At 72.0% G+C, this 19,237-nt stretch carries 19 protein-coding genes; 6 read left to right on the top strand and 13 right to left on the bottom strand.

Features of this window, described 5'->3' with window-relative positions; all coding sequences use genetic code 11:
• Positions 1-343 precede the first annotated feature (343 nt).
• From otnK to MKK55_RS07275, 4 genes are read right to left on the bottom strand one after another with little or no spacing between them, the layout of a single operon-like run.
• Positions 344-1,612, bottom strand: a complete 1,269-nt coding sequence (gene otnK / locus MKK55_RS07290; protein ID WP_243933950.1) for a 3-oxo-tetronate kinase — start codon at positions 1,610-1,612, stop codon at positions 344-346.
• Between the two features lie 2 nt (positions 1,613-1,614).
• Positions 1,615-2,409, bottom strand: coding sequence for a 2-oxo-tetronate isomerase (otnI, locus tag MKK55_RS07285; protein ID WP_243933942.1), 795 nt, complete (start codon positions 2,407-2,409; stop codon positions 1,615-1,617).
• 12 nt (positions 2,410-2,421) lie between these two features.
• On the bottom strand, positions 2,422-3,339 hold the full coding sequence (ltnD, locus tag MKK55_RS07280; protein ID WP_243933941.1) for an L-threonate dehydrogenase: 918 nt from the start codon (positions 3,337-3,339) through the stop codon (positions 2,422-2,424).
• A 40-nt stretch (positions 3,340-3,379) separates the two neighbouring features.
• Entirely contained in the window at positions 3,380-4,696 is a 1,317-nt protein-coding gene (locus MKK55_RS07275) for an MFS transporter (protein ID WP_243933940.1), read from the bottom strand.
• A 168-nt stretch (positions 4,697-4,864) separates the two neighbouring features.
• Between MKK55_RS07275 and MKK55_RS07270 the strand changes: the two genes are divergently transcribed.
• Both MKK55_RS07270 and MKK55_RS07265 read left to right on the top strand, forming a co-directional pair.
• Entirely contained in the window at positions 4,865-5,872 is a 1,008-nt protein-coding gene (locus MKK55_RS07270) for a LacI family DNA-binding transcriptional regulator (protein ID WP_243933939.1), read from the top strand.
• A gap of 24 nt (positions 5,873-5,896) precedes the next feature.
• The gene (locus tag MKK55_RS07265; protein ID WP_243933937.1) at positions 5,897-6,571 is read left to right on the top strand and encodes an aldolase; all 675 of its coding nucleotides are present in this window, start codon (positions 5,897-5,899) and stop codon (positions 6,569-6,571) included.
• A gap of 35 nt (positions 6,572-6,606) precedes the next feature.
• On the opposite strand, the gene MKK55_RS07260 is transcribed toward MKK55_RS07265, so the two are convergent.
• The 5 genes from MKK55_RS07260 to MKK55_RS07240 form a co-directional block, all read right to left on the bottom strand.
• Complete coding sequence (locus MKK55_RS07260; protein ID WP_243933936.1) at positions 6,607-6,957, bottom strand: DUF6883 domain-containing protein; 351 nt, start codon at positions 6,955-6,957, stop codon at positions 6,607-6,609.
• Positions 6,954-7,202: a DUF4926 domain-containing protein gene (locus MKK55_RS07255; protein WP_243933935.1), complete on the bottom strand. Its 249-nt coding sequence runs from the start codon at positions 7,200-7,202 to the stop codon at positions 6,954-6,956. Before MKK55_RS07255 ends, MKK55_RS07260 begins: the two co-directional genes overlap by 4 nt.
• 74 nt (positions 7,203-7,276) lie before the next feature.
• Positions 7,277-7,990: a ligase-associated DNA damage response endonuclease PdeM gene (gene pdeM / locus MKK55_RS07250; protein ID WP_147859558.1), complete on the bottom strand. Its 714-nt coding sequence runs from the start codon at positions 7,988-7,990 to the stop codon at positions 7,277-7,279.
• A gap of 32 nt (positions 7,991-8,022) precedes the next feature.
• Positions 8,023-10,674, bottom strand: coding sequence for a ligase-associated DNA damage response DEXH box helicase (locus MKK55_RS07245; RefSeq protein ID WP_243933949.1), 2,652 nt, complete (start codon positions 10,672-10,674; stop codon positions 8,023-8,025).
• Positions 10,671-11,627, bottom strand: coding sequence for an alpha/beta hydrolase (locus MKK55_RS07240; RefSeq protein WP_147859546.1), 957 nt, complete (start codon positions 11,625-11,627; stop codon positions 10,671-10,673). Before MKK55_RS07240 ends, MKK55_RS07245 begins: the two co-directional genes overlap by 4 nt.
• Before the next feature lie 226 nt (positions 11,628-11,853).
• On the opposite strand from MKK55_RS07240, the gene MKK55_RS07235 reads away from it, so the two are divergent.
• Entirely contained in the window at positions 11,854-12,198 is a 345-nt protein-coding gene (locus MKK55_RS07235; RefSeq protein WP_147844799.1) for a DUF6460 domain-containing protein, read from the top strand.
• An 83-nt stretch (positions 12,199-12,281) separates the two neighbouring features.
• Positions 12,282-13,559: an MATE family efflux transporter gene (locus MKK55_RS07230; RefSeq protein ID WP_243933948.1), complete on the top strand. Its 1,278-nt coding sequence runs from the start codon at positions 12,282-12,284 to the stop codon at positions 13,557-13,559.
• A 10-nt stretch (positions 13,560-13,569) separates the two neighbouring features.
• On the opposite strand, the gene MKK55_RS07225 is transcribed toward MKK55_RS07230, so the two are convergent.
• Positions 13,570-13,899 carry a hypothetical protein gene (locus MKK55_RS07225; RefSeq protein WP_243933247.1) on the bottom strand — a complete coding sequence of 110 codons (330 nt, stop codon included), beginning with the start codon at positions 13,897-13,899 and terminating at the stop codon, positions 13,570-13,572.
• A 198-nt stretch (positions 13,900-14,097) separates the two neighbouring features.
• On the opposite strand from MKK55_RS07225, the gene MKK55_RS07220 reads away from it, so the two are divergent.
• Together MKK55_RS07220 and MKK55_RS07215 are read left to right on the top strand one after the other, a co-directional pair.
• Positions 14,098-14,982: an HpcH/HpaI aldolase/citrate lyase family protein gene (locus MKK55_RS07220; protein ID WP_147729473.1), complete on the top strand. Its 885-nt coding sequence runs from the start codon at positions 14,098-14,100 to the stop codon at positions 14,980-14,982.
• 118 nt (positions 14,983-15,100) lie between these two features.
• Positions 15,101-15,496 (top strand): hypothetical protein, encoded by a 396-nt coding sequence (locus tag MKK55_RS07215; protein WP_243933934.1) that lies wholly within the window; start codon positions 15,101-15,103, stop codon positions 15,494-15,496.
• Positions 15,497-15,728: 232 nt separating this feature from the next.
• Here MKK55_RS07215 and MKK55_RS07210 read toward each other — a convergent pair whose 3' ends face one another.
• Genes MKK55_RS07210 through MKK55_RS07200 form a run of 3 tightly spaced genes read right to left on the bottom strand, consistent with a single transcriptional unit; the run spans position 15,729 to position 19,170 of the window.
• Positions 15,729-16,499 carry a class I SAM-dependent methyltransferase gene (locus tag MKK55_RS07210; RefSeq protein ID WP_243933933.1) on the bottom strand — a complete coding sequence of 257 codons (771 nt, stop codon included), beginning with the start codon at positions 16,497-16,499 and terminating at the stop codon, positions 15,729-15,731.
• Positions 16,500-16,558: 59 nt separating this feature from the next.
• Positions 16,559-16,864 carry a hypothetical protein gene (locus MKK55_RS07205; protein WP_147860222.1) on the bottom strand — a complete coding sequence of 102 codons (306 nt, stop codon included), beginning with the start codon at positions 16,862-16,864 and terminating at the stop codon, positions 16,559-16,561.
• Entirely contained in the window at positions 16,861-19,170 is a 2,310-nt protein-coding gene (locus MKK55_RS07200) for an FdhF/YdeP family oxidoreductase (protein ID WP_243933932.1), read from the bottom strand. The genes MKK55_RS07205 and MKK55_RS07200 overlap by 4 nt, the downstream gene beginning before the upstream one ends.
• Positions 19,171-19,237: the final 67 nt, after the last annotated feature.

The following is a 19,237-nucleotide window of genomic DNA, read 5'->3' as shown; positions in this document are numbered from 1 at the left end:
GACGCCAACGACATGCTACACCTACCGCCAACCCCTTTCCCTACCCGCCGCGCTTCCGAGCTCGGACGCGACCAGGGCCTTGGTGCGCCGGCGGCCGATACTGCCGGGGGGGCCGAGGGTCCAGGCCTGCCTTGGAAGCCTCTTGGTAGGCAGGGTCGGGCGGGATCGATTTGCGTTGGCCCAACCGCTGCCCCCCCGTACCCAAGTCGGGCCTGCCCGACTTGGGTACACGACGTGGGCACACAAGGTGCGGATCTCGGTCAAGCCCGAGATCCGTCGGGGGGAGGGAAGGCGCGACGAGACTTTCGAAGGCGGTCAGGGAAGCGAGAAGCACCCGTATCGCTCACTGCATCAGGGCGAGCGCGCGCAGGAAGAAGTCGCGGCCGCCGAAGTTGCCGGATTTCAGCGCAAGCAGCATCGGATCGCCGCCGGCCGTGCGCAGGACGGGGACGCCGGCGGCGATCTCGGGGCCGAGCAGGAAGGCTTTCAGCCCGAGATGGTCGACCACCGCGCCGGAGGTCTCGCCGCCGGCGACCACGAGCCGGCGGACGCCGCGGGCGACGAGGTCCGCGGCGAGCCGCGCCAGCGCCGCCTCGATCGCCTGGCCGACCGCGGCGCCGCCGTGCCTGGCCTGGAGCGCGCGCACCGCGTCGGGCGCGGCGCTGCTGGCGACGAGGACCGGGCCGGCGGCAAGGCGCTCGGCGGCCCAGGCGATGGCCGCCTCGACCTCGCCGGGGCCGGACAGCAGCCGCTCGGTGTCGAGGCGCAGCACCGGCATGTGATCGGCCGCGGCCTCGATCTGCGCCAGCGTCGCCTGCGAGCAGCTGCCCGCGAGGCACGCGGCGTGGCCGCCGACCGCTTCGCCCGCCACCGCACCGGCGCCGGATGCGCCGCGCCCGTCCGCGACCAGCGCGCGGGCGAGCCCGAGGCCGAGGCCCGAGGCGCCGCAGGAGACGCGGTGCCGCAAGGCGGCGCGGCCGAGGATCTCGAGGTCGGCATCGAAGATCGCGTCGGCGATGGCCGCGCCGTGGCCCTCCTTCGCCAGGGCGTCGAGGCGCGCGGCGACCGCGTCCGGACCGCGCGTCACGGTGGCGATGTCGATCAGCCCGACCGTGCCGGCGCTCTGGCGGGCCAGCACCCGCACGAGGCTCGAATCGCGCATCGGGTTGAGGGGGTGGTCCTTCAGCGGGCTCTCGGCGAGCAGCGTCGCGCCGACGAAGAGATGACCCTGGTAGACGCTGCGCCCGGTCTCGGGAAAGGCGGGGGTGACGAGCGCGATCGGCTCGGCCGCATCCGCCCGCAGCGCGTCGAGCACCGGGCCGATATTGCCGGCCTCGGTCGAATCGAAGGTCGAGCAGACCTTGAACAGCACGTGGCCGGTACCGCGCCGGCGCAGCCAGGCGTCGGCCTCGCGGGAGCGCGCCACCGCCTCGCGCGGGTCGATCGACCGGCTCTTCAGCGCCACCACCACCGCGTCGACCGCCGGCAGGGCGAGGTCGTCGGCCGGCACGCCGATGGTCTGCACCGTGCGCAGGCCGGCCCTGGTCAGGGTGTTGGCGAGGTCCGAGGCGCCGGTATAGTCGTCGGCGACGCAGCCGAGCGCGAGCGGCAGGCTCATCGTGCATCCCCCCGCCGGCCTTCGCGATAGGGCGCGAACCAGCCGAGGCCCGCGACGGTGCCGGCGGCCGGATTGTATTCGCAGCCGACGAACCCGTCGTAGCCGAGCCGGTCGAGCTCCGCGAAGAGGATGGCGTCGTCGATCTCGCCGGTGCCGGGCTCGTGTCGCCCCGGCACCGAGGCGGTCTGCACGTGGCCGACGATCGGCATCAGCGCGCGCAGCCGCATCGTCACGTCGCCGTGCAGGATCTGGCAGTGGTAGAGGTCGAACTGCAGCTTCAGGTTCGGCCGCGCGAGGTCGCGGATCAGCGCCGCCGCCGCCCCGAAATCGTTCAGGAAGTAGCCCGGCATGTTGCGGCCGTTGATCGGCTCCAGCACGAGGTCGAGGCCCGCCGTGCCGAGAGCGTCGGCGGTCCAGGCGACGGCGCGGCGGTAGGCGTCGCGCGCGGCCGGATCGTTCGGGTCGGCCAGCCCCGCCATCAGGTGGAGGCGCCCGACGCCGGTGGCCTCGGCGTAGCGCAGAGCGGTCGCGACGCCCTGCTTCAGCTCGTCGAAGCGCTCGGGCAGGGCCGCGAGCCCGCGCTCGCCGGCCTCGAAGTCGCCCGGCGGCAGGTTGAACAGCGCCTGGGTCAGGCCGTGGCGCGCCAGGCGGTCGGCGATGGCGTCGGCCGGATGCGCGTAGGGGAACAGGAACTCGACGGCGCCGAAGCCCTGGTCCGCGGCTGCTGCGAAGCGGTCGAGGAAGGGGAGCTCGGTGAACATCAGGGTGAGGTTGGCGGCAAAGCGCGGCATGGATGGACTTCCTCAGCGCTTCGCGGCCGGCAGGGTCGCGCCCGAGACCTGGGCGTAGAGCCGCGCGACGGAGGCATCGTCGTCGCGGCCCATCCCCGAGCCCGACGCCATCAGGAACATCTGCAGGGCGGCGGCCGCCACCGGCACCGGGTACTTTTCGGCGCGCGCCATGTCCTGCACGATGCCGAGGTCCTTGACGAAGATGTCGACCGCGCTTCTGGGGCTGTAATCGCCGTCGAGGACGTGCGGCATCCGGTTCTCGAACATCCAGGAATTGCCGGCCGACTTCGTGATCACCTCGTAGACGCGGGCGAGGTCGAGGCCCTGCTTGGCGGCGAAGCTCATGGCTTCCGACGCGGCAGCGATGTGCACGCCCGCGAGCAGCTGGTTGATCATCTTGAAGGCCGCGCCCTGGCCGGCTTCGTCGCCGAGCTCGTAGAGCGTGCCGGCCATCGCACCGAGCGCCGGGCGCGCCGCGTCGAAGGCGGCGGCCGAGCCGGAGGCCAGGAAGGTCAGAGCCCCGTCGGCGGCGCGCGCCGCGCCCCCGCTCATCGGCGCGTCAAGGTAGTGCCGGCCGGTGGCCTCGAGCCGCGCCGCCAGCCGCCGGGCGACGGCCGGGTCCATGGTCGCCGAGGAGACGAACACCGCGCCCTCCGGCATCGCCGCCGCGGCGCCGGCCTCGCCGAACAGCACGGCCTCGGTCTGGGCGGCGTTGACGACGACGCAGATCACGACGCTCGCGCCCTCCGCCGCTTCGGCCGGGCTCGCCGTGCCGCGCCCGCTGGCCGCCGAGAAGCGGGCGACCGCCTCGGGGTTCACGTCGCAGGCCGCGACCGTGAAGCCGGCCCGCTGCAGCGAGGCCGCCATGCCGAAGCCCATCGAGCCGAGGCCGATCACCGCGGCGTGCCGGGCGGAGGAGGGTGCTGTCATCGGGGATGTCCGGTCGGGGGTCTGCGGAAGGTGCGCCGGTTCAGCGGTTCACGAGGCGCTTGGGCGTCACGAAGGTCGCGACCGAGCCGAGCACCAGCATGGCGGCGAGCGCGTACATGCCGGTGGCGGTGTTGCCGCTGTAGTCCTTCAGGGCGCCGATCACGTAGGGGCTGGCGAAGCCCGCGAGGTTGCCCACCGAGTTGATCAGCGCGATGCCGGCGGCGGCGCCCGCCCCCGACAGGAACGCGGTCGGCATCGACCAGAACAGCGGCGCGCAGGTGAGCACCCCGCCCGCGGCGATCGAGAGCGCCATGATCGCGATCACCGTGCTGCCGGCGGTGGCGGCGACGACGAAGCCGACCGCGCCGCAGAGCGCAGGCACGATCAGGTGCCAGCGGCGCTCGCGCATCCGGTCGGCGCTTCGCCCGAGCAGGATCATCACGAACACCGCGAACAGGAACGGGATCGCGCTGATCAGGCCGATGTTGAGGTTGCCCTGTACGCCGGTGGCTTTCACCAGCGTCGGCATCCAGAAGGTCAGGCCGTACTGGCCCGTGACGAAGCAGAAGTAGATGAAGCTCATGAACCAGACGCGGCCGTTGCGGAACACGGTCGCGATCGAGTGCGGGCTCGTCTCCTTGCCGACGTTGTCGGCGGCGATGTCGCGCTCGATCACCGCCTTCTCGGGGTCGGTCAGCCACTTGGCCTCCGAGGCCCGGTTGTCGAGGTAGAAGAACACCGCGATGCCGACCAGCACCGCCGGCACCGCCTCGATCACGAACATCCACTGCCAGCCGGCGAGCCCGTGGGCGCCGTTGAAGGCATCCATGATCCAGCCCGAGAGCGGGTTGCCGAAGATGCCCGAGACGGGGATCGCGGCCATGAACACGGCGATGACCTTGGCCCGGCGATGCGCCGGGAACCAGGCCGTCGTGTAGAGGATCACGCCCGGGTAGAAGCCCGCCTCGGCCAGCCCGAGCAGGAAGCGCATGACGTAGAAAGTCGTGGCGGAGTTCACGAACAGGAACGCACCCGAGATGATCCCCCAGGTCACCATGATCCGGGCGATCCAGATCCGCGCGCCGACCCGGTGGAGGATCACGTTCGAGGGCACCTCGAACAGGAAGTAGCCGACGAAGAACACGCCCGCGCCGAAGCCGTAGACCGTCTCGCTGAAGCCGAGGTCCTGGGACATCTGCAGCTTGGCGAAGCCGACGTTGACCCGGTCGAGGTAGGCGACGACGTAGCAGAGCATCAGGAACGGCACGAGGCGCCAGAACACCTTGGTATAGGTCTGCTCGACGAAGTCCTTCGATGGCACGGCGCTGCCCGGCAGCACGGCGGCTGGTGAACTCATGGCGTCCTCCGTCGCCGACGTCTTGGCGTGCCGGCGTTCTGCTTGGTTCCGCACCGTTTCCCGGCGCTTGAAACCTGCCTATCTCAGTTTGGCAGCGCTGCCAATCAGCTTGCGGGTGACAGCGATGCTCGATATGTCGCTGAGCGCATCGCCACGCGAAGGGCCTCCATGAACCTGCATCGGCGCCTCGTGACGCTGGCGGACGTCGCCCGGGAATCGGGTTTCGGCGAGAGCACGGTCTCGCGGGTGCTGCGCAACCAGGGCTCGTTCTCGAAGCGCACCGCAGACCGGGTGGCCGCGGCCGTGGTCGAGCTCGGCTACGTGCCGAACCGGCTGGCCGGGTCGCTCGCGGGCAACGCGACGTCGGCCGGCTCGCAGCTCGTCGGCATCGTGATCCCGTCGCTCGCCAACATCGTCTTCCCCGACCTGCTGCGCGGGCTGACGGGGGCGCTCGACCGCACCGGCTTCCAGAGCGTGATCGGCGTCTCCGACTACGATCCCGACCGCGAGGAGGCGCTGGTCGGCGCGCTGCTGTCGTGGCGCCCGGCCGGCCTCGTCGTCACCGGGGTGGAGCACAATCCCGGCACCGTCGCGCTCCTGCGCGCCGCCGGGATCCGCGTGGTCGAGATGATCGACACCGACGGGCCGGGCCTCGACCTCGTCGTCGGCTTCTCCAACCGGGCGGTCGGCGAGGCGAGCGCCGCGCACCTGCTCGGGCGGGGCTACCGCCGCATCGGCTATGTCGGCCACGACATTCTTCGCGACCTCCGGGCGGGGAAGCGGCTCGCGGGATTCGAGGCGGCCCTGCAAGGCGCGGGGCACGGGCTGATCGACCGTGAGGTGGTCGCAGAACCGTCCTCCGCCACGGCGGGGCGCGCGGCGCTCGACCGGCTGCTCGACCGCACGCCGGACCTCGACGCCGTGTACTTCTGCAACGACGACATGGCGCTCGGCGGCTACTTCTGCTGCCTGGCGCGCGGCTGGTCGATCCCGCACCGCCTCGCGCTGTTCGGCTACAACGGCCTCGACATCACCGCGGCGATGCCGCAGCCGCTCTCGACCATCCGCACGCCGCGACTGCGGATCGGCGCGGTCGCCGCCGAGCGCCTGGCGGCCGGCGGCCCGGCCGAGACGATCGACCTCGGCTTCGAGCTGGTGGCGGGCGCGACCGCATAGGAGATCGGGCTTGAGGAACCGAACATGAGCGAATCCACCCTGCGCGAAAGCATCTGCCGCTACGGGCGCTCGCTGTTCGAGCGCGGGCTGACGCCGGGCTCCTCGGGCAACATCTCCCTTCGGCTCGATGACGGCGGCTGGCTGGTGACCCCGACCAACGCCTCGCTCGGCTTCCTCGACCCGGCCCGGATCTCGCGTCTCGACGCGACGGGACGGGTGGTCTCCGGCGACACGCCGACGAAGGAGATCCCGCTCCACACCGCGCTCTACGAGAGCCGCGCCGAGGCGCGCGCCATCGTCCACCTGCACTCGACGCACGCGGTCGCGGTGTCGATGCTGCCGGAGATCGACCCGAAGGCGGTGCTGCCGCCGCTGACGCCGTACTACCTAATGCGCACCGGCGGCACGGCGCTGGTCCCGTACTACCGCCCCGGCGACCCAGGCGTCGCCGACGCGATCCGGGGCCTGGCGGGGAAGTACAGTTCGGTGCTGCTCGCCAACCACGGCCCGGTCGTCGCCGGCGCGAGCCTGGAGGCCGCGGTCTTCGCCACCGAGGAGCTCGAGGAGACGGCCAAGCTCTACCTGCTCCTGCGCAACCTCAACCCGCGCCTTCTCAGCCCCGCCCAGGTCGCCGACCTCGTCCAGCATTTCGGGCTGACGTTGCCGGAGCACGAGGGGGAGGGACACGGATGCTCCTGACGCGGCGCGGCGCCGGTCCTGACGCGACCATACCTTCAGGCGCTGCGAGCCCGATCGGGATGGGCCGTGACGAGGCGTCCGACCTCGTCGCGCTCGGCCAGCCACACGGTGCGGATCCAGGGTTCGCGTCCCGACGGCGTCGCGATCGGACCGATGCAGGCGATCACCCGCCGATCCGGCGATGTCGGCGTGACCATGCGAACGGATGCGCGCAGGGCCTGCAGAAACAGCGCATCCGCGAATTCGGTCGTCCGCTCGCGGTTGAGTCCGAAGCCGAGGAAGAAGCGTGCCTTCGATCCGCCTTGCGGATGATCGGGATTGAGAAGGTATCTGGCGATCTTGTCGCCCGGAATGGCAAGGTTCTGCGGGAGCGGCGATCCGCTCATCGCAGAGCGGTCGGCGTCGCATGCGTCAGGATCGTTGCCGGCACGGTGGCCAGCGCGCCGTCCGGCTCCGAGAACTCGACGATGCAATCCGGGCTGTCGGTCCAGACGCCGACGACGGTTCCTGCACGCCCCGCCGGGATCGTCTCGCCGTTATGCGAGCGGGCCGACTCGAGCAGCACCACGGTATCGAGGTCCCGGAAGCCGCGCTCGTCCTTGCGCAGCAGATAAACGACCTCGACGGACATGACGGAAGCATATGGTGGGGCGCACCGTTCGTCCACGCCCGACGGTGCTGCCCGCTGGCACGCGGGCGAAAACCTCAATCCTTCGCCAGCATCGACCGCCCGATCGAGAACACCCGGCCGTCGCCGAGGAGATGCGCCGTGAACCCCGCCGAGAACAGCGGCTCGAACGCCGCGTCGCGGACGTTGAGGCCGCCGGCATAGGCGCCGAAGGCCGGCATCACCAGGCGGGTGCCGTCGGTGACGAAGCAGCGGCGGCGCACCGCGCGTCCGCGCATCGCGACCTTGCCGCACGGGTGGAGGTGGCCGGCGATCTCGCCCGGCGCCGCGCCCGGGGTCGGCTCGTGGCGGAGGGTGAGGCCGCCGAGCGTCATCACCTCGGCGTAGCGACCGCCGACGCCCTCGCTCACGGCCGCGTCGTGGTTGCCGGCGATCCAGACCCAGTCGCGGCCCTGCTGCAGGGCGGCGACCATCGCCCGGTCGCCGGGCTCCATCCGCTCGGGGCCGCGGGAATCGTGGAAGCTGTCGCCGAGCGCCACGATGCAGGCCGGGTCGAAGCGCGCCACCGCCTCGTGCAGGCAGGCCAGCGTCTCGCGGGTGTCGTAGGGCGGCAGGAACTGGCCGGTGCGGGCGGCGTAGGCCGAGCCCTTCTCGAGGTGGAGGTCGGAGACGATCAGCGTGCGGTGATCGGCCAGCCACAGGCCGCCGCACCGGTCGAGGGTGAGGGTCTCGCCGGACAGCTGCAGGCCGGGGGATTTTTGAGTCTTCTCGAGTCTCAGGCCGAGCGCCAAGATGGTGTCCTCGTCGGTGGGGGAGGGCGGCGTCACCCCAGCGCCTCCTCGAGAAGCTGGGCCTCGGCCTCGGCCAGGATCTCGTCGGCGCCCTCGCCGTAGACCCGTTCGCGCCCGATCTCCAGCATCACGGAGACCGAGAGCGGCGAGACCCGGTCGAGGGCCTTGTGGGTGATTCGCCCCTGGATGCGCTCCAACATCATGCCGAGCCGCCTCACGTCGAGGAGTCCGGTTGCCGCATCCTGGCGCGCGGCGCGCATCAGCAGGTGGTCGGGCTGGTGCTTGCGCAGCACGTCGTAGATCAGGTCGGTGGAGATCGTGACCTGCCGGCCGGTCTTCTTCATCCCGGGATGGCGGCGCTCGATCAGCCCGGCGATGACCGCGCATTGGCGGAAGGTGCGCTTCATCATCGAGGATTCGTCGAGCCAGGCGTCGAGGTCGTCGCCGAGCATGTCCTGGGCGAACAGGTCTTCGAGGAAGGCGGGATCCCGGGCGATCCGCTCGGACAGGTCGCGGGTCATGAAGATCGCGATGCCGTAATCGTTGGCGGCGAAGCCCAGCGGGCGCAGGCCGGCGCGCTCCAGCCGCCGGGTCAGCAGCATGCCGAGCGTCTGGTGCGCGAGCCGGCCCTCGAACGGGAACGCCGTGAGGTAGTGGCGCCCGGCCCGCGGGAAGGTCTCGACCAGGAGGTCGCGCTCGCCCGGCAGCAGCGAGCGGCTGCGCTGGAGGAGCAGGTAGTCGGCGACCTGGCGCGGCAGCCGGTCCCACTCGAACGGGTCGGCGATGATCGCGCGGACGCGGGCGGCGAGGTAGGTCGAGAGCGGGAACTTCGAGCCGGCATAGGACGGGATCGCCGGGTCGGTCCCGGGCCCGGCGCGCGTGGCCATCGCCTCGTCCTCGGCCAGGCCCTCGAAGCGCAGCACCTCGCCGGCGAACAGGAAGGTGTCGCCCGGCGTCAGCGTGTCGGCGAAGTCCTCCTCGATCTCGCCGAGCACCCGGCCGGTCTTCGGTAGCACGGTGTTGGGCTTGCCCCGCATCGCGCGCGCGAGCCGGACCTTCACCTTCGCCGCCTCGACGATGGTGCCGATGTTCATCCGGTACTGCTGGGCGACGCGCGCGTCGCGCACCCGCCACAGCCCGTCCGGCCCGCGCAGGATCTTGGCGAAGCGCTCGTAGGCGCGCAGCGCGTAGCCGCCGGTGGCGACGTAGTCGACGACCGCCTCGAAATCCTCCCAGGACAGGGTGGCGTAGGGGGCGGCCGAGATCACCTCGTCGTAGAGCGCCACCGGGTCGAACGCGTCGGCGCAGGCCATGCCGAGCACGTGCTGGGCGAGCACGTCCGGCGCGCCGAGGCGGGCGTCGGGCGTGTCCTGCGCCGCCTCCTCGACCGCGTCGAGCGCCGCTTGGCATTCCAGGATCTCGAAGCGGTTGCCGGGGACGAGGTAGGCCTTCGACGGCTCGTCCATGCGGTGGTTGGCGCGCCCGATCCGCTGCATGATCCGGCTCGCCCCCTTCGGCGCGCCGACGTTGACCACGAGGTCGACGTCGCCCCAGTCGATGCCGAGGTCCAGCGTCGCGGTACAGACGATCGCCCGGAGCGAGCCCGCCGCCATCGCCGCCTCGACCCGGCGGCGCTGGGTGGCGTCGAGGGAGCCGTGATGGAGCGCGATCGGGAGCACGTCGTCGTTGAGCCGCCACAGCTCCTGGAAGGTGTACTCCGCCTGGAGCCGGGTGTTGACGAAGACCAGCACCGTGCGGTGCGCCCGGATCAGGTCGTAGATCGCCGGCATGGAATGCCACGCGGTGTGCCCGGCGAGCGGCAAGGTCTTGCCGGTGTCGAGCAGGTGCAGGTCGGGCGCCGCGCCGCCGGCGACGACGACGAGGTCGGCCATGCGTGGACCTTCCCCTCCCCCCCCTGCGGGGGAAGGTGGGCCTCGCGTGAGCGAGGGTCGGGAGAGGGGAGCGACATTTCCGGGAGCGGCGCTCTCCTCTCCCGACCCGCTTCGCGGGCCACCCTCCCCCGCAGGGGGGGGAGGGAAGGCGGCGTTCTGCGGCACGAGGTACTTCCGCAGCTCGTCCGGCTCGCGCACCGTCGCCGACAGCCCGATCGCGGTGAGGCCGGGGCTGAGGCGGTGCAGGCGGGCGAGCGCCAGGGACAGCAGGTCGCCGCGCTTCGAGGTGACGAGGGCGTGGAGCTCGTCGAGGACGACGCAGCGCAGCCCGGAGAAGAACTCGGTCGCCTCGCGGTGGGCGATGAGCAGGGCGAGCTGCTCGGGCGTGGTCAGCAGGATGTCCGGCGGCCGCTCGATCTGGCGGGTGCGCTTGTGCGACGGGGTATCGCCGGTGCGGGTCTCGATCCGCAGCGACAGGCCGATGCCCTCCACCGGCGCGTCGAGGTTGCGGGCGATGTCGACGGCGAGCGCCTTCAGCGGCGAGATGTAGAGCGTGTGGAGCCGGCGCTCGGAGGGTTTCGCCCGGCTCTGCGACAGCGCGACCATGCTCGGCAGGAAGCCGGCGAGCGTCTTGCCGGCGCCGGTCGGGGCGACGAGCAGCGCCGAGCGGCCGGCGCCCGCGATGCGCAGCAGGTCGAGCTGGTGCGGCCGCGGGGCCCAGCCGCGCGCGGCGAACCAGGCGGCGAAGGCCGGCGGCAGGGCGCTCGGGTCGGCCGCCGCGCGCCGGCTCAGGCGAGCGCCATCAGGAAGCGGTCGATCAGCTCCAGCGCCCGCTCCGTCATCGCGCCGGGATAGCGGATGAAGACGTGGCAGCCGCCGGGATAGACCGCCGTGTGGCCGCCGTTGCCCGCCGCCGCCCAGCGGGCGGACATGTAGAGCGTGTCGTCGAGCAGCGGGTCGCAGGTCCCGACGGTGAACAGGGCCGGCGGCAAGCCCTTGAGGTCGGCGTAGATCGGCGACACGTCCGGCCGGCGCCGGTCGATGCCGTTGCGGACGTAGCCGTCGGCGAAGGCGGTGAGGTCGGTGGTGTTGCACACGAGGCGCTCGTCGCCCCAGTTGCGCACCGACGGGGTCAGCCCGAGGTCGAAGAAGCCGGCGTTGAGGTTCGCGCCGCGGAAGGCGCGCGGAAGCCGGTGCTTGTCGCGCAGGCGCAGCAGCACCATCACCGCGAGGTGCGCCCCGACCGATTCGCCGCCGATGGTCAGCGCCGAAATGCCGAACTCGGCCTTGCCCGGGCCGGCGAGCCAGAGCGCCGCCGCCTCGCAATCGAGGAGCGCCGCCGGGTAGGGATGCTCGGGGGCGAGGCGGTACTCGACCGAGAGGCAGACGAAGCCGCAGGTGTCGGCGATCCGCTCGAGCCACGGGTCCTGCTCGTCGGCCGAGCCCCAGACCCAGCCGCCGCGGTGGATGTGCAGGTAGGCGCCGCGCAGCTTCACGCCGGCCCGGGGGCGGATCACCCGAAGGTTCAGCGGGCCGCCGGGGCCGTCGATCGTCATGGTCTCAGCGCGGGCGCTGCGCGGCATCGCGGGCGAGGCGGGCGTGCCGGCGCGGCGCCGCGCGCGCACCTCGGCGATGGGCAGCGACCACGGGTCGGCCTGCGCCGCGTGCGCCGCGACGATCTCGGCGTTGAGGCGCTTGGTGTCCGGATCGATCGTCGCCGGGTCGAACAGGGCGTGGTCGATCATGGGGCGTTTCGTCTCGTCTTTTGGGGCTGCGCGGGGCGAGGCGTCACGGCATCCGCGAATTCCGAACCCATCTTGGCGCGCGAGCGCTGCATTGCCATCTCGGTTCGGCCGGCGAAACCGCCTAACGCCCGAACCACGATCCGGTTTCGCGCCCGGTGTGGTGCATCCGTCACGGTTCCGCCGGCTTCGGACGGTTGGAAGACCTTCATCCCGCAAAGGAATGTCGATGATCGTCGAGCACGACCCGCGCCGCCCAGGCCAGAACTATTCGGGAGACCCCTACCAGGGACCGCCGCCGGGCTATCGCGCTTCGGCCCTGCGCCGCTTCCTCGGCGGCTCGCCGGCCGGCGTGTTCCTGCGGCTGCTGTTCCTCTCGGTCCTGGTCGGCGCCTTCATGGCGATGCTCGGGCTGACCCCGGCGCGGCTGTTCTGGCAGATCTACGACGCGGCCCGCGCGCTGATCGATCTCGGCCTCGCCACCTTCCACGATTTCGGCGGCTGGATCCTGGCCGGCGCGGTGGTGGTGGTGCCGCTGTGGCTCATCTCGCGGCTGTTCGCGGTCTCGCGGTAGGCTAGTCTCCACCGCGACCCGGAGGCCGCGTGATCCCAATCGAGCCCATCACCGGCCGGCGCGTGCTCGCGCTCGCCCTGCCGATGACGATCGCCAACGTCACCACGCCGATGCTCGGCTTCGTCGGCGCCACGGTGATCGGGCGGCTCGGCGACGCCGCGCTGCTCGGGGCGATCGCCCTCGGCGCCGTGATCTTCGACGCGCTGTTCTGGTCGTTCGGCGCGCTGCGCATGGCGACCGCCGGCCTCACCGCGCAGGCGGTCGGCGCCCGAGACGGCGCCGAGGTCGACCGGACCTTGGCGCGCGCCCTCGCGGCGGCCCTCGTCGCCGGCCTCGCCCTGGTCGTCCTGCAAGGACCGATCGCGGCCGCCGCCTTCCGGATCACCGGCGCGAGCCCCGCGGTGATCGCGGGCCTCGCGACCTACATCCACATCCGCATCCTCTCGGCGCCGTTCGCGCTGGCGAACTACGCCGTGCTCGGCTCGGTGCTCGGGCGCGGCCGCACCGATCTCGGCCTGCTGCTGCAGGTGGCGATCAATCTGGTGAACATCGGCCTGACGCTCGCGCTGGTCCTCGGCCTCGACCTCGGCCTGTCCGGCGCCGCCCTCGCCACCGTGATCGCGGAGGCGGCCGGCCTCGCCCTCGGCCTCGCGATCCTGGTGCGCCTCGGCTCGAAGCCCTGGCGGGTGCCGTGGTCCGAGGTCCGCGATCCCGTCGCGCTGCGGCGCACGCTCGCGGTCAACGGCGACGTGATCGTGCGGACGCTGGCGCTCGTGTCGGGCATCGTCCTGTTCTCCGCGCTCGGCGCACGCCAGGGCGACGCGGTGCTGGCGGCCAACGCGGTGCTGTGGAATCTGTTTCTGATCGGCGGGTTCTTCCTCGACGGCTTCGCCACCGCCGCCGAGGCCCTGTGCGGGCAGGCGGTCGGCGGGCGCGACGCCGGCGGGTTCCGCAAGGCGTCGGCGCTGTCGCTCGGCTGGTGCCTCGGCTTCGGCCTCGGCGTCAGCCTGCTGGCGCTCGTCGGCGGCCACGCCTTCATCGACTTCGTCACCACGAGCGAGCCGGTGCGCGCGGTCGCGCGGCGCTACCTGCCGCTGGCGGCCGCCGCTCCCTTCGTCGCGGCGCTGCCCTTCGCCTACGACGGCATCTACATCGGCGCGACCTGGACGCGGGCGATGCGCAACCTGATGCTGGCCGCGCTCGGCGCCTATTGCGCCGCCCTCGTGCTCGTGCAGGGCCTGAATCTCGGCAATGCCGGCCTGTGGCTGGCCTTCCTCGCCTTCCTCGGGGCGCGCGGCATCGGGCAGGCGCTGGCCTATCCGGGGCTCGCCCGGCGGACGTTCCTCCCGGGCCGCGCCTGAGCGGCCCGCCTCAGCGCGGGTCCTTCCAGGTGGTCGGCGCGGACCCGGCCGGCGGCACCGCCTCGACCCGGCGCTGCACGCTGCGCCGGGCCGGCGCCTCCGCGCGCCGCTGCCGGACGAGGCGGGCGCGCCGCATCCGCGGGCGCCGGGCCCGCTCGCTCGAGGAGCCGACGACGCCCCCGATCACCGCCCCCGCCACCGCCCCGATCGGGCCGGCGACGAGCGCGCCGGCGACCGCGCCGGAACCGACGCCGACCACCGTGTTGCTGGCGGCCGAGGCCGGCCCCGGCAGGGCGAGGCCCGCCGTCAGCATCAGCCCGAAAAGTGCGTGTCGCAGCATGGTCTTGCCCTTCGATCGGTGGCGTTTCCCCAGCCCTTGGCCGCGGAACGTGACCAAAGCGGGGCCCGGCCGTTGCACGAACGACACGGCGTCGGCGGTTTCGATTGCGCCGGAATCTCCGGGTTTCGGCGCCGCGGCCCCTGGTCAGGCGAGTGCGTTGCGGTAGGGTCGCGCGATTTTATCCGGGGTCCCAGCCGAATGTCCGATCTCCGCCTCCGCCGCAGCGTCCTCTACATGCCGGGCTCGAACCAGCGTGCGCTCGACAAGGCGAAGACCCTGCCGGCCGACTGCCTGATCCTCGACCTCGAGGACGCGGTCTCGATGGAGGAGAAGGATCTCGCCCGCGATCAGGTCTGCGCCGCGGTCAAGAGCCGTGCGTACGGCGACCGCGAGCTGATCATCCGCGTCAACGCCCCCCAGACGCCGTGGGGCGAGAAGGACCTGCGCGCGGCGATCGAGGCGCGGCCGGACGCGATCCTGATGCCGAAGGTGTCCTCGCCGGCCGTGCTCGAGAGCATCGCCGACCACCTCGAGGCCCTCGACGCGCCGGACGACATCGCGGTCTGGGCGATGATCGAGACGCCGGCCGCGATCCTGAACATCCAGGACATCGCCCGCGCCAGCCGCGACCGGCGCACCCGGCTCACCTGCTTCGTGCTCGGCACCAACGACCTGGCCAAGGACACCTGGGCCCAGCTCGTGCCCGGCCGCGTGCCGATGCTGCCGTGGATGATGTTCACCCTCGCCGCGGCCCGCGCGTCCGGGCTGACGATCCTCGACGGCGTGTGGAACGACATCGGCGACGTCGAGGGCTGCCGCGCCGAGTGTCGCCAGGCGCGCGACCTCGGCTTCGACGGCAAGACGCTGATCCACCCCAACCAGCTGGAGCCCGCCAACACCTCCTTCGCCCCGACCGAGGAGGAGGTCCGCCGCGCCCGCCTCGTGCTCGAAGCCTTCGACCGGCCCGAGAACGCCAAGCGCGCGGCGATCAAGGTCGAGAACCGCATGTACGAGCGCCAGCACGTCGGCATGGCCAAGCGCGCGGTGACGTGGTCGGAGGCGATCAAGGCCAAGGGGCAGTGAGGGGACGGGCGGCCGACGAATGGCCGCTTTCGGGAAGCGCCGATCCGCGTGAAACGCGCAACGCGCACCACACGCCGTAGCCATCTCCGACGCTGCGGCAACGCGAAGGGTCAAGCTCATGCTGAGCGCGATCTCTCGACCACTGGCGGCCGCTCTCGCGGGAAGCGCCCTGCATGGAACCGTAGCGCTCGCGCAGCCAGCCGAGTGCGGCAAACTTCAAGAGATGCTCGAGGAACGCAGGGCGTTCGTGGCGGCGGTGAATGCCGGTTCGAAGTCGGCGATCACGAAGACGCCTGAGGCGACCTGCGCACTGTTCGGTGATCTGCAGCGGAATGGCACCATTGCGATCGCCTGGATCGAAACGCATCGGGCGTGGTGCGCGATTCCCGACGCGTTCGCCGAACGCTTCAAGGCCGATCAGATGAAGACCCTCGCGATCGGCGATCGGGCGTGCGGCCTCGTTCGCCCCGCGCCTCTGCAGATCGATCCGCTGCCGGCTCATCCGAGAGGATGACGGTGCCGATCGTGGCAATCGTCGTGTTCGCTTCGGGGAAAGAGCTGGAGCATTCCAGGGCGAGGTTGCTTCCGGTTCGCGTGCAGAAAACGCGATCTCTCAAATGGAGCCATTCCCGTGATCCAGGGATCACGGACATCGCTCGGGAGTTCGATATTCCTCCCGCGATGAGGTCTCCCCTTCCTGGCTCGTGACAACGTCCTGGGCTGTTCCGGCATCAAATCGCGACCGGTCAGCCCGATGCCGTGCAGTGGAACGCCACCGTCTCGTAGGGGTAGGCCACGCTGTCGTGCCCGGCGAGGTCCGGCGTGGCGGCGATCAGCCCCCGTATCTCGGCGGCGACGGCCGCCTGCTCGCCCGGGGGCAGGGCGGCGATGAAGCTGACCGAGAGCGCACGGCCGACGATCACGTCCTCCGGCGGTCCGACGTGCCGGTGCGGCAGGCGCCGCTCGTGCAGGGGGCCGAAGCCTGGGCCGGGGACCACCGCGCGCCAGTTTTGCGTGCGGTAGCGCGGGGTGTCGTCCTCGTAGGCGTCGACGATCCGCGTCAGCGCCGCGACCCAGGGCACGGATTCGTCGCGCACGTTCCAGACCAGCCCGAGCGTGCCGCCGGGGCGGAGCACGCGGCGGATCTCGGCGAGCGCCGCCGGGGTGGAAAACCAGTGGAAGGACTGCGCGCAGACGACCGCGTCGACCGAACCGTCCGCGAGGGGGATGGCCTCCGCATGCCCCGGATGCGCCGCGACATCGGGATTTCGCGCAACGAGCCGTGCCAGCATCGCCGGCACCGGCTCGACGGCGACGACGCGCGCCCCGGTGGCGGAGAGGCGCGGGGTGAACTTTCCGGTGCCCGCGCCGAGGTCGAGCACGGTGCGGCCGGGGCCGAGCCGCAGGTCGTCGCGCAGCCAGCCGTCGAGAGCGGGCGGATAGTCCGGGCGGCCGCTGACGTAGGTGTCGGCCTGGGCGGCATAGCCGGCCGCGGCCGACCGGTGGATCGTGTCCATCCCGAGCCCTCGCTTCCCTCGAACGCTACCCCACGGGTTCGCCGCCCCGCAGGCATGCGTCAAGCCGGGTCGGCCGCCGCGGCGGCGACCAGGGCCGTGCCGTCCCCGGTCAGCGCGTAGTGCGCCCGGCCCGACCGGGCGTCGCGCCGGCCCACCGCGAGGAGCCCGGCTTCCTCCAGGGCGGTGACGGCGCGCAGCGCGTGGGCGTGGGCGACGTCGAGGGCCTTGGCGAGGCCGCGGCTGTCGGCGGCCAGGCCGCCCTGCGCCGCCGCCAGCAGCACGGCCTCGATCGATCCGAGATCCGGCCGCCGGCGGGCGATCGCGTCGACCAGCGCCAGGAACGCGGCGTCGTCGGCCTCGCTCAAGCCGCCGCGGCCGCTTCCGCGCGACCGCGCACCGTGACCAGCACCGACTTCGAGGTCGGCGTGTCGCTCTCGGCGCCGAAGGTCGAGAGCGGCACCAGCACGTTGAGCTCGGGATAATAGCCGGCCAGGCTCCCGCGCGGCATGTCGAACGGCACCAGCCGGAAATCCTCGGCGATGCGCGACGTGCCGTCCGCATGCAGTCCGATCACGTCGACCCGCTCGCCGAAGCTTTCACGCAGGGTCGCGAGGTCGTCCGGGTGGCAGAAGATCACCCGGCGCTCGCCGTAGACGCCGCGGTAGCGGTCGTCGAGGCCGTAGATCGTGGTGTTGTATTGGTCGTGGCTGCGGAAGGTCTGCAGCACGAAGGTGTTCTCGGCCGCCGAGGCCACCTGATGCTCGGTCGCCTCGGGGAGCGCGTCGGCGGAGAAGTTGGCGTGGCCGGTGGCGGTCTCGAACACCCGCTCGGCGGCGAGATTGCGCAGCATGAAGCCGCGCGGGCGCCGCACCCGGACATTGTAGCCGGTAAATCCCGGGATCGTGCGCTCGATCCGGTCGCGGATGCGGTCGTAATCCTCGGCCATTTCCGCCCAGTCGATCCGGCCCGAGCCGACGGTGGCCGCGGCCATGCCGGCGATGATCGCGATCTCCGAGCGCAGCTCCTTCGAGGCCGGCTTGTTGATGCCGCCCGAGCCGTGGACCATGCTCATCGAATCCTCGACGGTCACGATCTGAGTCTTGCCGGCGGCGTTCCGGTCGATCTCGGTGCGCCCGAGGCAGGGCAGCACGTAGGCGACCCGGCCCGGCACCAGGTGCGAGTGGTTCAGCTTCGTCGCGATGTGGACGGTCAGCTCGCACGAGGCCAGCGCCTTGGCCACTAGGGCCGTGTCCGGCGTGGCGCGGGCGAAGTTGCCGCCGAGGCCGATGAAGGCCTTGGCGCTGCCGTCGAGCATCGCGCCGATGGCGGCCAGCACGTTGTGGCCGTGCCGGCGCGGCGCTGCGAAGCCGAACTCGCGCTCGAGCGCGTCGAGCAGGGCGGCCGGGGGCTTCTCGTTGATGCCGACCGTGCGGTCGCCCTGCACGTTCGAGTGGCCGCGCACCGGGCACAGGCCCGCGCCGGGCCGCCCGATGTTGCCGCGCAGGAACATCAGGTTGGCGATCTCGCGCACCGTCGCCACCGAGTGGCGATGCTGGGTCACGCCCATCGCCCAGGTGGCGATCGACTTCGACGAGGCGACGTAGATCGCCGCCACCTCCTCGAGCACGGCGCGGGCGAGGCCCGACTGGTCCTCGATCGCATCCCAAGTGGTCGCGTCGACCGCGGCGCGGTAGGCGGCGAGGCCTTCGGTGTGGCTGTTGAGGAAGGCGCGGTCGAGCACCGAGGGGCGGCCGGCGGCGAGCGCCGCGTCGTCGGCGGAAAACACCGCCTTGGCGATGCCGCGGAAGGCGGCCATGTCGCCGCCGAGCCGCGGCTGCAGGTAGTGGCTGGCGATCGGCCGGCTCGCGCCGCGCAGCATCTCGACGGTGTTCTGCGGGTCGGCGAAGCGCTCCAGGCCGCGCTCGCGCACGGGGTTGAACACGACGACCTTGGCGCCGCGCTCGGCGGCCTTGCGCAGGTCGGCCAGCATGCGCGGGTGGTTGGTGCCGGGGTTCTGCCCGACGACGAAGATCGCGTCGGCCTTCTCGAAATCCTCCAGGAGCACCGTGCCCTTGCCGATGCCGATGGCCTGGCCGAGCCCGATGCCGCTGGCCTCGTGGCACATGTTCGAGCAGTCGGGGAAGTTGTTGGTGCCGTAGGCGCGGGCGAACAGCTGGTACAGGTAGGCGGCCTCGTTCGAGGCGCGGCCGGAGGTGTAGAACTCGGCCTGGTCCGGGTGGTCGAGGCCGCGCAGCGTCGCGCCGATCTCGGCGAAGGCCGCGTCCCACGTCACCGCGACGTAGCGGTCGCTCACGGAATCGTAGCGCATCGGATGGGTGAGGCGGCCCTCGCCTTCGAGGGCGTAGTCGCTCCAGCCGCGCAGCTCGGTCACGGTGTGGCGCGCGAAGAACTTCGGCGGCGTGCGCTTGTCGGTGGCCTCCCACGACACCGCCTTCACGCCGTTCTCGCAGAACTCGAACGACGAGCCGTGCTCCGGGTCGCCCCAGGCGCAGCCGGGGCAGTCGAACCCGTCGGGCTGGTTCGCCTTGAGCAGGGCGCGGGCACCCGAGAGCGGGGAGCGGCTGCCGAGGAGATGCTTGCCGCAGCTCTTCAGCGCGCCCCAGCCGCCGGCGGCCGAGGAGCGCTTGGGCGTGGCGACGGGGTCGGTCATGACGGGGCCTGAATCGGGTTTCGCGCGTGGCGATCACGCACTTGCGAGATAAGAGACCGCGTGGGTG

The sequence above is a fragment of the Methylobacterium sp. J-059 genome, assembly GCF_022829485.1.
In the GTDB taxonomy this organism is placed as follows: domain Bacteria; phylum Pseudomonadota; class Alphaproteobacteria; order Rhizobiales; family Beijerinckiaceae; genus Methylobacterium.
Note: the sequence above shows the minus strand (reverse complement) of the source record. Positions and strands in the feature narration are given on the sequence as shown.